The sequence below is a fragment of the Saccharothrix deserti genome, from assembly GCF_009769385.1.
Classification (GTDB): Bacteria; Actinomycetota; Actinomycetes; order Mycobacteriales; family Pseudonocardiaceae; genus Actinosynnema; species Actinosynnema deserti.
The window spans coordinates 534,214-546,508 of sequence record NZ_VKAB01000001.1; the positions used below are offsets into that span (position 1 = coordinate 534,214).

At 70.2% G+C, this 12,295-nt stretch carries 10 protein-coding genes; 5 read left to right on the plus strand and 5 right to left on the minus strand.

Translation table 11 applies throughout. The features are described from left to right. The first annotated feature begins 2 nt into the window (after positions 1 to 2). On the plus strand, positions 3 to 506 hold the full coding sequence (locus FM051_RS14040; protein WP_158843352.1) for a MarR family winged helix-turn-helix transcriptional regulator: 504 nt from the start codon (positions 3 to 5) through the stop codon (positions 504 to 506). Between the two features lie 59 nt (positions 507 to 565). After that, positions 566 to 1,603, plus strand: a complete 1,038-nt coding sequence (locus FM051_RS14045) for an aminoglycoside phosphotransferase family protein (RefSeq protein WP_202918818.1) — start codon at positions 566 to 568, stop codon at positions 1,601 to 1,603. Here the strand turns inward: FM051_RS14045 and FM051_RS14050 are convergent. The 5 genes from FM051_RS14050 to FM051_RS14070 form a co-directional block, all read right to left on the minus strand. Then, positions 1,585 to 1,923 (minus strand): DUF3817 domain-containing protein, encoded by a 339-nt coding sequence (locus tag FM051_RS14050; RefSeq protein ID WP_158843353.1) that lies wholly within the window; start codon positions 1,921 to 1,923, stop codon positions 1,585 to 1,587. The genes FM051_RS14045 and FM051_RS14050 overlap by 19 nt on opposite strands. A gap of 227 nt (positions 1,924 to 2,150) precedes the next feature. After that, a complete protein-coding gene (locus FM051_RS14055; protein ID WP_158843354.1) occupies positions 2,151 to 3,194 on the minus strand; it encodes an ABC transporter permease in 1,044 nt (347 codons plus the stop codon). Further along, positions 3,191 to 4,105, minus strand: a complete 915-nt coding sequence (locus FM051_RS14060; protein ID WP_158843355.1) for an ABC transporter ATP-binding protein — start codon at positions 4,103 to 4,105, stop codon at positions 3,191 to 3,193. The genes FM051_RS14055 and FM051_RS14060 overlap by 4 nt, the downstream gene beginning before the upstream one ends. Before the next feature lie 116 nt (positions 4,106 to 4,221). Further along, on the minus strand, positions 4,222 to 6,495 hold the full coding sequence (locus FM051_RS14065) for a GH92 family glycosyl hydrolase (protein WP_162470718.1): 2,274 nt from the start codon (positions 6,493 to 6,495) through the stop codon (positions 4,222 to 4,224). A 52-nt stretch (positions 6,496 to 6,547) separates the two neighbouring features. Continuing rightward, positions 6,548 to 9,823 (minus strand): GH92 family glycosyl hydrolase, encoded by a 3,276-nt coding sequence (locus FM051_RS14070; protein ID WP_338019471.1) that lies wholly within the window; start codon positions 9,821 to 9,823, stop codon positions 6,548 to 6,550. A gap of 239 nt (positions 9,824 to 10,062) precedes the next feature. On the opposite strand from FM051_RS14070, the gene FM051_RS14075 reads away from it, so the two are divergent. Genes FM051_RS14075 through FM051_RS14085 form a run of 3 tightly spaced genes read left to right on the plus strand, consistent with a single transcriptional unit; the run spans position 10,063 to position 12,272 of the window. Further along, complete coding sequence (locus tag FM051_RS14075) at positions 10,063 to 11,046, plus strand: LacI family DNA-binding transcriptional regulator (protein ID WP_158843356.1); 984 nt, start codon at positions 10,063 to 10,065, stop codon at positions 11,044 to 11,046. Beyond that, complete coding sequence (locus FM051_RS14080; RefSeq protein ID WP_158843357.1) at positions 11,043 to 12,053, plus strand: class I mannose-6-phosphate isomerase; 1,011 nt, start codon at positions 11,043 to 11,045, stop codon at positions 12,051 to 12,053. Before FM051_RS14075 ends, FM051_RS14080 begins: the two co-directional genes overlap by 4 nt. A 3-nt stretch (positions 12,054 to 12,056) precedes the next feature. Continuing rightward, the gene (locus tag FM051_RS14085; protein ID WP_238412368.1) at positions 12,057 to 12,272 is read left to right on the plus strand and encodes a hypothetical protein; all 216 of its coding nucleotides are present in this window, start codon (positions 12,057 to 12,059) and stop codon (positions 12,270 to 12,272) included. Positions 12,273 to 12,295 lie beyond the last annotated feature (23 nt).

Here is a 12,295-nt window from a genome sequence, read left to right on the forward strand (position 1 = left end):
GCATGACGTCCCAGCCGCTGCCGTTCGACCCCATCGCGCGCGCCGCCGAGCTGTGGGAGAAGCGGATCGGACCGTCGACGGCGATGGCGGCGGTCACGAGCGTCATGCGAGTACAGCAGATCATCCAGTCCGCCGTGGACGCCGCACTCAAACCGCACGGGCTGACGTTCGCGCGGTTCGAGGCGCTGGTGCTGTTGACGTTCGCCCGCACGGGCAGCCTGCCGATGCGGGTCATGGGCGAACGCCTCCAACTGCACCCGACGAGCGTCACGAACATCGTGGACCGGTTGGAAGCCGACGGGCTCGTGCGCCGCAACCCGCACCCCACCGACCGGCGCACCACGCTGGTGGAGATCACCGAGGCCGGGCACGCCCGGCGCGAGGCCGCCACGGAAGCCGTGACGAGCGTCGACTTCGGGTTGCGCGGGCTGACCGATCGGCAGACCGAGCAGCTGACCGAACTGCTGGCGAAGGTCCGCCGCGCGGTCGGCGACTTCGAGGACTGACCGGCCCCGACCGCCGAATTCGGTCGACAGACGCCTCGCGGTGACGCCACCCTCCACACGTGCGGGAGATCAGGGCTCTGGTGACGGTCGGCGGTCGGTACGTGGGCGCGGCCGAGCCGTTCACGGTGGACAACCCGTGGTGGAACTACGTCGAGCCGGTGACCGAGCACCTGGACCGCGTGCTGGGCGTGACGACGAGCGTGCTGCGGCTGGTCGGCACCACGACGCCGGGCGCGCGTGACGGTGTGGTGACGTACCAGGTGGAGGCCGACCGGGTGCCCGACCGCGGTCTGTCCAAGGCGGAGGAGCACGAGTTCCCGGACCACCCGCTGCGGCTGCCGTGGGCGCGTCCCGGCGGGCCGGCGGCGTTGGTGGAGTGGGCCCGGCGGCACGTCTCCGACGTGACCGGACCGGCGGTGCAGGTGAAGACGTGGAACCTGTCGTGCCTGTACCGGCTGCCGACCACGCGCGGGACGGTGTGGGCCAAGGCCACGCCGCCGTTCATGGCGGACGAGGGCGAGGTGATCCGGCTGGTGGCGTCGGTCGACCCGTCCCTCGCGCCGGTGCTGATCGCGTCCGAGCCCGGTCGGGTGCTGCTCGAAGAGGCGCCCGGGGAGGACTGCTGGCAGCCCGCCGACGAGGTGATCGAGCGGATCGTGCCGAGGTGGGTGGCGGTGCAGGCGGCGTTGGCCGGTGAGCCGCGGTTGCGGGTGCGCGGGGTGCGGGTGCCCGACTTCGGGCTGCCGAACACGTTGCTGCACGGTGATTTCCACCCTGGCAACTGGAAGTCCGGTGGCGTGGTGCTCGACTGGGGTGACGCGCACTGGGGCCACCCGGCGTTGGACGCCGGGCGGACGATCGGGTTCGCCGCGCCGGAGTTCCGGCCGGCGATCGAACGGGCGTGGGTCGACGCGTGGCTGAGCCACTACCCGTCGAGCGATCCGGTGAGCGCGCTGCGGCACGCCCGGCCGGCGTCACACCGCCTCGGCGCGCTGGTGTACCAGGAGTTCCTGGACAGCATCGAGCCGAGCGAACGCGCCTACCACCTCGGTGACCCGGAGGAGGAGTTGGAGCGCGCTCAGTCGTTGGCGGTCTGAACCTCGGTCTGCACTTCGGTCTGGACCTCGTCCAGCCGGCCGGTCCGGTTGGCCCAGCGCTCGAACACCACGGTGCCGAACGGCGGGATGCTCGCGACCAGGCCGAGGATCAGGGTCTTGCGGTCCCAGCGCTGCGCCAGCATCAACGTCATGAGGACGTAGCCGACGAAGATCACGCCGTGCACCGGGCCGAAGATCTTCACGCCGATCTCGTTCTCGACCACGACGTACTTGAAGAACATGCCGATCAGCAGGCCGGCCCAGGACACCGCCTCGGCCAAGGCGAAGAGACGGAAACGGCCAACGGGGCTCGTGAGCATGCACCCCATTGTGCGCAGTGACCCCCCTCACCACCCCTCCGGGGTTCCCGCACCCCCGCGAGAGTCGAACCCCCAGGCGCCGAGAGTCGAACACTCAGGGGCCCTGAGTTCAACACTCAGAACATCCGAGCGCCGGGGCTCGGCGACGTCCGAGCAAACCTGAGCGTTGAATTCAGGGGTCCTGGAGGTTCGACTCTCGGGACCTGAGTGTTCGACTCTCGCGGGGGTTAGTCCTCCCAGCGGAAGAGGCGGGTGGCGATGGTGCCCACTACCAGGGTGAAGGCGATCAGGACGGCGGAGGGGAGCAGGAGGGACTCCAAGCCCTTGCCGCGCACCAGGACGTCCAGCATGCCGTCATTCATGTGGCGCAGCGGGAACACGTTCGAGACGGTTTGGAGCCAGGCGGGGGCGTTCTCCACCGGGAAGAACGTGCCGGACAGGAACGCCATCGGCAGGATGATGATGTTCGCCGCGCCGGACGCCGCCTCCTCGGTCTTGCAGAACGCCCCGACCAGCATCCCGATCGCGAAGAACGCCGTCGTGCCGAGCACCAGCAGCGGCAACGCCAGGTACCACTGACCGGTCAACTGGAGCCCGAAGACCGGCAGCGTCGCCACCGCCACGAACACCACGCCCTGCGCCAACGCCGTCCCGACGCTCACCAGCACCCGCGACGAGAGCACGGTCGTCGCACTGACCGGCGCAAGCCGGATCCGCCGCAGCACCTGCTTCTTCCGCCACGACACCATGGTCAGCGCCGCCCCGAACACACCCGAGATCGAGATCGCCCACGACAGGATGCCCGGCGTCAGGTACTGGATCGGCTTGAGCGACGCGTCCTCGACCGGCTTCGCCTCCAGCGTGAACCGCGGCGGTACGCTCGCCGCACCGAGGTTCATCTTGTCGACCGCACCGGACACGATCCCGATCACGGTGCCGGCCGCGACCTGGTCGCTGGCCGCGAACCACACGTCCACCCGATCCCCGTCCACCACCACCGCGGCGGGCAGGTCACCGTCGTTCACCTTCTGCCGGGCGGTGGCCTCGTCGCCGTACTCCTCCAGCTCCAACGCGCCGGTCTGCTCCAACGCCGACAGCACCGGCCCCTCGCCCACCGCCGCGATCTTCGTCTTGTCACTGCCCGAGTCGCCCAACAACAACCCGAACACGACCAGGAACATCAACGGGAACAGGAAGACGAAGAACAACGTCATCCGGTCCCGCAGGAACCCCTTGACCATGGCCACCGACAGGCTCCGGAACGCGGTCATGCGCGGTACTCCCGTCCGGTCAGGCCGAGGAACACGTCCTCCAAGGTGGCCGTGCGCACCTGGAGCCCGTCCAGGGTGCCGCGTTCGGCGAGCGCCGAGAGGACCGGCGCGGGCTTGCGGGTCGAGATGGTCAGCGAGACCTCGTCCTCCTGGGCGTCCTCGACCCCGGTGATCCCGCGGGCCGCCTCACGCGTCAGCAGACCCTTCTGCAGCACCACGTGCGTGGGCGCGTCGAGACCGCGGACCAACGTCGCGGGCGCGTCCATGGCGAGGATCCGGCCCCGGTCCATGATCGCCACCCGGTCGCACAGGATCTCGGCCTCGTCGAGGTAGTGCGTGGTGTAGACGATGGTCTTGCCCCTGGCCTGGATGGCGCGCAGCACGTCCCACAGGTTGCGGCGGGCCTGCGGGTCCAGCGCGGCGGTCGGCTCGTCCAGGAAGACGACGTCCGGGTCGTGGACGAGGGCGCACGCGATCGACAGCCGCTGGCGCTGCCCGCCGGACAGCTTGTTCTCCTGCACGTCCGCCTTGTCCGCGAGGCCGACGAGTTCCAGCATCTCGTCGGCCCTCTGTCTGCTCACGCCGTACAGCGAGCCGAATGTCTGCAACTGTTCCCGCGCGGTCAGCTTCTCGAAGAAGCTCGACGCCTGGAGCTGCACGCCGATCCTCGGCAGCAGCTTCGGGTTGCGCGGCCACGGCTGTTCGCCGAGCAGCGTCACCCGACCGTCGTCCGCCTTGCGCAGGCCCTCGACGATCTCCAGCGTGGTGGTCTTGCCCGCGCCGTTCGGCCCCAGAATGCCGAAGAACTCCCCCTCGGCGACGGTGAACGAGACGCCGTCCACCGCCTTCAGCCCGCCGTAGCTCTTCCTGATGTCGGCAACAACGACGGCCGGTATGCGTGCCCCAGTCATGTCTGGACGGTAATCCGCACCGTGTGCCGGCAGCCGTACTTCTGTAGATCCGCGACGGAAGTAGATGTGATCGAGACTTTCGACGGATACCGCTGTCGCTCTGCGCTTCCCGCCGATTACGAGACGTGCTCACCTGTGCAGGGTGACGCCGGCGCGGACGCGGGACGGGTGGCCCACGTCGCCTTGGCCGGGTCGGTCGTCAGGCCGTAGTCGAGGCGCGCGCCGTGCCGGAGCTGGTGGTGGTTCAGGTAGGCCTTGTCCCGTGGCGCGCCGCCGACGCGGAGCGACTGCACGTACTGGAGCTTGGACGAGTCGGCGCCGGCGGCGGTGATGGTGATGTCACGGCCGTTCTCCAGGTGGACCACCGCCCGGCTGAACCTCGGGGCGTTCAGCACGAACTGGCCGGTGCCCGGCGTCACCGGGTACATGCCGAGCGCGCTGAACACGTACCAGGCCGACATCTGCCCCAGGTCGTCGTTCCCGGTCACGCCGTTCGGCGCGTCCACGAACAGCGTCTGCGCCGCCCGCACCACGGCCGACGTCTTCCACGGCTGCCCCACCAGCGCGTACATCCACGGCGCGTGCAGGTCCGGCTCGTTGTTCGGGTTGTACCGGTACTGGTTGTAGTAGTTGTACGGCCCGACGACCCACTTCTCGCGGACCGTCTTCGCCGGGTCCGCCACCAGGTCGGGGTAGGCGAAGAAGTCGTCCAGCCTGGCCGCCGCCGCGTCACGACCGCCGAGGCGTTCCACCAGGCCGGCGACGTCCTGCTGCGCCAGCCACTGGTACTGCCACGCCGTGCCCTCGTGGAACCCGTCCTGGCCCTGCGGGGTGAACGGGGTCAGCCACTCGCCGTTGGCGAGCTTCGGCCGGGGGAACCCGGTGAAACCGCGGTCCGACACGGTGGCGTCCCACAGCACCCGGTAGTTCAGCCCGCGTCCGCGCAGCGTTTCCGCGTCGTCCGAGTGGCCCAACGCGTCGGCCATGATCGACAGCGAGCAGTCCGCCAGCGCGTACTCCAACGTCGCCGACGCGCCGTGGTGCGGGTCGACGTCCTGCCCCTTCTTGGGGAAGTCCTTGTCGTACTGCACGAAACCGTTCGCCAGGTACGAGGGGTTGCCGACCCGTCCCTCGAACGGCGACGACGCCGGCGGCACCGAGGTCGCGTTCTGCCACAACGCGCGGTAGGCCTGCTCCTCCAGGCCCTCCAGTGCGCCGAACCGCCACAGGTCCACCAGGAACGGGGTGACCGGGTCGCCGGTCATGGTGTTCGTCTCCTGGTTGGCGTACGCCCACCGGGGCAGCCAGCCGCCCTGCTCGTGGATCGCCAGCACGGACCGCGCGATGTCCTTCGCCCGCGCCGGCCGCAGCAGCGCCAGCAACTGGTTCTGCGCCCGGTAGGTGTCCCAGAGCGAGAAGTACTCGTAGTACGTCCAGCCGTCGGCCCGGTGCACCTTCTCGTCGAACCCGCGGTACCGGCCGTCCACGTCGTTGCCGGTCAACGGCTGCAACAGCACGTGGTAGAGCGCGGTGTAGAAGACCGTGCGGTCGTCCGCACTGGGAGTGTCGATCTCGACGCCGGCCAGTTCCCGCCGCCACGCCTGCTGGGCCGCCGCACGCAACGCGTCGAACGACTTGCCCTTCGCCTCACCGAGGTTCTTCGTCGCGCCTTCCGCGTCCACGTGCGAGATCGCGGTGGCCGCGGTGACCGGGCCGCCGTCGAACGTCACCCACTGGCCGCGCAGCCCCGCGCCACCGTCCGCGCCGCCCCAGTTGCCGGTCGTCTTGAACGGCCGGTCGAACGTGGTGGTGAAGTACGTCGTGTACGGCTTGCCGCCGCAGAACGCCTGGGACACCACGGTCCCGGCCAACGTCCGGTCGTCCACCACCCGGATGCTGCTGGCGAACACCGGCTCCTTGTCGTTGGCCTGGCCGACGTTCACCAGCACGTGCGGCGTCACACCGTCCGGGAACGTGAACCGCTCCACGCCGGAACGGGTCGTCGCCGTCGTCTCCACGCTGATACCGGACGCCAGGCCGACGCGGTAGTAGCCGGGCTTGCCGACCTCGCCGTCGTGCGTGTACGCGGCGCCGTAGGAGCGGTGGTCGAAGCTGCCCGGCAGGCCCGTGGTCGGCAGGATCGACACCAGCCCGCCCTGTTCCCAGCAGCCCGCGCCGGACAGGAAGAAGTGCCCGAACCCGCGGATCACCGGGTCGTCGTAGCGGTAGCCGGCGTAGTGCGAGCCGATCGGGCTGGAGTGCGCCATGCCGAACGGCATGGACGCGCCCGGGAACGTGTTCCCGTCGTCCTTGGTGCCGATGAACGTGTTCACCGACTCGACGGGATCGAACTGCTCGGGCTGGGCCGTTGCCGTCACGGGACTCACCATAGCCACCACCAGCAGGGATGCCAGGATCACGCGCACGACTTCTCCTTCCGGGTCAGGCCGTTGCGACGGCGAACACGTGGAACGTCCCGCCGGTCACCGACGCGGGCAGCGTCACCGAGCGGACCCGCTTGTCCGCCTGCAAGGCGATCGGCGCGGTGGCGAAGACGTACACCTTGAGCTGCTGCGGCGTGCCGCTCGAGTTGTTGCGGTACGGCGTGGTGGCCACGATCCGGTTGTCGAACGACGGCGGCAGGTTCGCGCTGCCGCCCAGCGCCCAGTCGGAGAACCCGATGTCGGCGGTCTGCGTGCTGCCGTCGGTGTAGGTGACGGTGAGCGTGCCGGACGCCCGGCCGCCCGCCGCGCTGCCCAGCAACCCGAGCTTGGTCGCGCCCGCCGGCGCCGCGACCGTCACCGTCTCACCGGAGGCGTTCACGTTGTCCGACTCACCCACCGGCGAGGTCGGCCAGGTGTAGGCGAGGCCGTCGGAGGTGACCGTGCCGCCGGGCGTCACGCCCACGTCGGCCAGCGCCTTGCGCGAATAGCTCCACCCGCCGCCGTCGAAGTTGCCCGACGCCTGGTTGTCGTCCGGTGACGTGCCGACGTTGTCGAACGCCGCGCGCAGGCTGCCCGGCTCGGCCACCAGCACGGATATCGTGGAGCGCCGGCCGTTGGAGAACGTCACGGGTACGCGGTGGGTCTGCTCGGCCGCGCCCGCGGCGACCGCGATGGCGACCGGGACACCGGCCTTCTCCCCCGCCGGGATCGTCACCTCACCGGACGTCGGGGTGAGCGTGATCCCGGCCGGCGGCTGCGCGGTCCACGACACCTTGCCGCCGTTGCCGGAGAAGTCCTGCGCGCCGATCGTCACGGTGCCGCTGCCACCCGCCGGCAGCACCAGCCGGCCCGGTTCCACGAACGCCTGCTGCCCCACCTCACCGTCGCGGAACGACGGTGGCGCGTCGGCCGGACCCGTGCCCCAGGCCGTGGGCGTCCCGGACAGCCCGAACTCCAGCGTGCCGCCGTTGGCCACGAACGACTCGGGCAGCCAGGTGCGGGTCTGCGCGCGGCCGTTGAGCTTCACGTCCGACACGTACGTCCCGCTGCCGGACGACTTGATCACGATCGGGGCGCCGTTCGGCCGGGTGATCGTCACCTCGCTGAACAGCGGGCTGTTCAGCACCAGCTCGGCCCGGCCGGGGATCACCGGGTACATGCCCAGCGCCGCCCACACGTACCAGGACGACATCTGGCCGAGGTCGTCGTTGCCCATCAGCCCGTCCGGGCCGGGTCCGAACAGGTCGTTCACCGCGCGCCGCGTCACGGCCTGGGTCTTCGCGGGCGCGCCCGCCCAGTTGTAGAGCCACAGCGAGTGCATGATCGGCTCGTTGCCGAGGAACGCGTACGGCTCGTCCGGGCCGGCGTTGAGCTTGGTGAAGAACGTGTCCAGCCGCTCGCGGACCTTCGCGTCGCCGCCCATCGCGGTGAACAGGCCGCGCGCGTTGTAGGGCACCATCCACGTGTACTGGGCGGCGTTGCCCTCCACCCAGTTGTCCGGGCTGCCCGGCGAGAACGGCTCCACGTACGAACCGTCGCGGTTGCGGGGCTGGGTGTAGCCGGTGGCCGGGTTGAACACGTTCTGCCAGTACTGGGCGCGTTTCATGAACGTCTGCCAGGTCGCGCTGTCACCGAGCCTGCGGGCGAGGTCCGCGATGGCGAAGTCGGCCGTCGTGTACTCCAGGGTGGTCGCGGGCGGTCCCCACACGTTCCGCGCGCCCACCGGCACGTACCCGAGGTCCACGTACTCGGTGAGGCCTGGGCGTTCCTCGTAGCCCTGGGTCTTCTGGGTCGCGCCGCGCAGCATCAGCAGCAGGGCCTTGGACGCGTCGAAGTCCTTGGCCCCGAACGCGTACGCGCTCGCCACCATCACGTGGTACGGATCTCCGACCATCACGCCGGTGTAGCCGTTGGCCACCGTCCAGCGGTCCCACGAGCCGCCCTGTTCGGCGAACGCCACCATCGAGCGGACCATGTCGGAGGCCTCGGCGGGCGCGAGCAGCGACAGCAACTGCATCTCCGAGCGGTAGACGTCCCAGCCGGAGAAGTTCGTGTAGACGGCGTGGCCGCGCTCAGCGGTGTGTATGCGCCCGTCGAAGCCGGGATAGCGGCCGTCGACGTCGGAGAAGACGTTGGGCTGCAACAACGAGTGGTAGAGCGCGGTGTAGAACGTGGTGCGCTGGGCGTCCGTGCCGCCGGTGACCTTGATCTGGTTGAGCCGGTCGTTCCACGCCTTGCGGGCGGCGGTGTGCACGGCGTCGAACGACTTGCCGGTGTTCTCGGCCTCCAGGTTCTTCTTCGCGCCGTCGATCGACACGAACGACAGGCCGACGCGCATGGTCACGTCCGGGTCGTCGAACGTCACCCAGCCGCCGGAGCCCGGTCCCGAGACCGTGGTGTCCTCGGTTTTAGCCAAGGAGTTCGACACGGGACGTTCGCTTTGCGCCTCAAGGGTTTTCGGCGCGTCGCCGAGGCCTTCGCGGATGCCGGAGCCGCCGCGTTCGGACGTCCGGCCGGGCGTGACCGCGCCGTTCTTCCACGTGCCGACGGACGCGAACGGCTGGTCGAACTCGGCGTGGAAGTAGACCCGGTAGCGGTGGTCCGCGCCGCAGAACCGGCCGCTGGTGGCCCAGCCGCTGATGCTGTCCGTGCCGATGGTGACCTCGGCGTCGTCCGTGCCCGAGATCGAACCGGAGGTGTTGACCAGCAACGTCGACGTCTGCCCGCCCGGGTAGGCGAACCGGCCGATGCCGGTGCGCTGGGTGACGGTCAACTCGACCTTCGTCCCGCTGTCGAGGGTCACCCCGTAGTAGCCGGGCGTCGCGCTCTCGTTGCCGTGCGAGAACGTCGAGACGTACCGGTCGGGATCGGTCGCGGGCGAGGTGGTGACCTCGCCGGTGAACGGCATGATCGGGATGTCCTGGTAGGTCGAGCAGCCCGCGCCGGACAGGTGGGTGAGGCTGAAACCCTTGATCCGGTCGTCCTCGTAGGAGTAGCCGCCGTGCTGGCGGGTCACCGTGTCCGGGCTCCACTGCACCATGCCGAACGGCACGTCCGCGCCGGGGAAGTTGTTGCCCGCGCCGCCACCCGTGCCGTGGTCCGGACCACCCGGCTTGGTGCCCACGAACGGGTTCACCCATCCGGCCAGGTCGTCCGCCTGTGCCTGGTCGTGCTGTGTCTGATCATGCTGTGCCTGGTCGTGCTGGGCGTTGACCGCGACCGGGTGGACCACCGAGAGCGCTACCGCCGCCGCCAGAACCAGTGCCGTTCGCACGAGACGCCTCCCGGGTCCGATTGTCGGCTCAGCCGACGTCGACAACGCTGTCCACCAACTACCCGTAGTCGCATACTTGCGGAGCGTGTGGGGGTGGCGTCAACCCCGGCGCTCTTGGTTGTCCGGTTTGAGACAGCCCGACCGTTGACACGGGTGAAATCGGGGTGTGTGATTCGGCCACTATGACAACGTTGTCCCCGAACGGCGCGGCAGGCGCTCGCAAGGTTCGGCGTGCCACGATGAACGACGTGGCGCGGCTGGCGGGCGTCAGCATCAAGACCGTCTCACGCGTGGTGAACGACGAGGCAGGGGTGCACCCGGCCACCGCCGAACGGGTGCTCGCGGCGATCGACCAGCTCGGCTTCCGGCGCAACCTCAGCGCCCGCAACCTGCGGCGCGGCTCGTCGACCGGCACCATCGGCCTGGTCCTGGAGGACGTCGGCAACCCGTTCTACTCGGGCGTGACGCGCGCGGTCGAGGAGATCGCGCGGCTGCGCGGGCGGCAGGTCATCACCGGGTCGTCCGACGAGGACCCGGCGCGGGAGCGGGAGCTGTCGCTGGAGTTCTGCTCGCGGCGGGTGGACGGGCTGCTGATCGTGCCCGCCGGGTTGCAGCACGGGTACCTGGTGCCGGAGATGCGGGCGGGCACGCCCGTGGTGTTCCTGGACCGGCCGGCCGGTGACGTCGTGGCGGACACCGTGCTGGTGGACAACATCGGCGGCACCGTCGAGGCGGTGGCGCACCTGGCGTCGTTCGGGCACCGGCGGATCGCGTTCCTGGGTGACGCGCCGGACATCTTCACCGCCAACGAACGCCTCCGCGGCTACCGCGAGGGGTGCGTGCGGGCCGGTATCGGCTACCACGAGTCGCTGGTGGTCATGGGCCCGCACGACGAGGAGTCGGTGCGCAAGGCGTTGCAGGGCCTGCAGAACACCGCCGCCCCGGCGACCGCCGTGGTGACGGGCAACAACCGGATCACCGTGCACGCGGTGCGCGCGTTGGCCGGCTCCTCGGTGCGGCCCGCCCTCGTGGGCTTCGACGATTTCGAGCTGGCCGACCTGCTGTCGCCGCCGGTGACCGTGATCGCGCACGACGCGAGCGCGCTCGGCAAGGCAGCGGCCGACCTGCTCTTCGCCCGACTGGACGGCGACGGCTCCCCACCGCGCCGCGTCGTCCTGCCGGTCCGGTTGGTGGCCCGTGGATCAGGAGAGGTACCGGCATGAGTTCCGACAACCAGCCCGTCGCGCTGAAGGCCAACCAGCCGCGGCAGTTCTACCGGGGCGGTGCGGCGATCGCGGCGTTCCGGAACCAGGCCGAAGCCGACACGGGACCCGAGGACTGGGTCGCGTCGACCACCACGCAGTTCGGCAAGGAAGAGGCGGGGTTGTCCCGGCTGCCGGACGGGCGGTGGTTGCGTGACGCGGTGGCGGCGGACCCGGTGTCGTGGCTGGGTGACGAGCACGCGGCGGAGTTCGGCGGGGACACCGCGCTGCTGGTGAAGCTGCTCGACGCCGGGCAGCGGCTGCCGGTGCACTGCCACCCGTCCAACGCGTTCGCGTCCGCGCACCTGGGGTGCCGGCACGGGAAGACCGAGGCGTGGATCGTGATCGGCACGTCCGGGCCGGACCCGACGGTCTACATCGGGTTCCGCGAGGACGTGCCGGCCGACGTCGTCGCCGGTTGGGTGTCCACTCAGGACTCGTCCGCGATGTTGGGCGCGTTGAACCCGGTCAACGTGTCGCCCGGTGACACGGTGTTCGTGCCCGCGGGCGTGCCGCACGCGATCGGCGAGGGCGTGTTCATCGTCGAGCTCCAGCAGCCGACCGACTTCTCCGTCACGTTGGAGTGGCGGGGTTTCCTGGCCGACGCCGACGTCGGCCACCTGGGTCTGGGCTACGACAAGGCGTTGGACTGCGTGGAGCGCCGCGCCCAGTCGGCCGACGACCTGGTGCGGCGGACGCGGGCGCTGACCGGCGAGTCGGTGAACCTGTTCGACGCGCAGGCCGACCCGTTCTTCCGCGCCGACCGGCTGCACGTGTCCGGCACGGCGGCGTTGGAGCCCTCGTTCGGCGTGTTCGTGGTGCTGGAGGGCGCCGGCACGCTCGGTCCCGTCGCGGTGCACGGGGGCAGCACGGTGGTCGTGCCGCACGCGGCGGGTGAGGTCGTGGTGACCGGCGACGTCGTCGCCATCCGGTGCAGGCCGCCATCGGTGTCGAGCCTCGGGAGCTGAGACATGGCGTTATCCCTGCTGGTCGAGGACCTGCGGGGCGGCGCGGTGCGAGCCCTGATCGCCCAGGACCCGGCGACCATCGGGAAGACGGGCGTCGGGCAGGCCGTCGCGGCGCTGGAGGGCAAGTCGGTGGAACGCGACATCGAGACGGACCTGGTCGCGTTGACCAAGGCCGACATGGAAGCCAACTCGAAGTACTTCTACAAACAGCGGTGTTGACGCCACGCGCCGGTGGCCGGGCG

Excerpts from the sequence above, each read along its gene's own strand:
- FM051_RS14085 (WP_238412368.1), top strand. The coding sequence starts at position 12,057 with ATGGCGTTATCCCTGCTGGTCGAGGACCTGCGGGGCGGCGCGGTGCGA.
- FM051_RS14060 (WP_158843355.1), bottom strand. The coding sequence starts at position 4,105 with ATGACTGGGGCACGCATACCGGCCGTCGTTGTTGCCGACATCAGGAAG.
- FM051_RS14040 (WP_158843352.1), top strand. The coding sequence starts at position 3 with ATGACGTCCCAGCCGCTGCCGTTCGACCCCATCGCGCGCGCCGCCGAG.
- FM051_RS14055 (WP_158843354.1), bottom strand. The coding sequence starts at position 3,194 with ATGACCGCGTTCCGGAGCCTGTCGGTGGCCATGGTCAAGGGGTTCCTG.
- FM051_RS14075 (WP_158843356.1), top strand. The coding sequence starts at position 10,063 with ATGAACGACGTGGCGCGGCTGGCGGGCGTCAGCATCAAGACCGTCTCA.
- FM051_RS14065 (WP_162470718.1), bottom strand. The coding sequence starts at position 6,495 with ATGGTGAGTCCCGTGACGGCAACGGCCCAGCCCGAGCAGTTCGATCCC.
- FM051_RS14080 (WP_158843357.1), top strand. The coding sequence starts at position 11,043 with ATGAGTTCCGACAACCAGCCCGTCGCGCTGAAGGCCAACCAGCCGCGG.
- FM051_RS14050 (WP_158843353.1), bottom strand. The coding sequence starts at position 1,923 with ATGCTCACGAGCCCCGTTGGCCGTTTCCGTCTCTTCGCCTTGGCCGAG.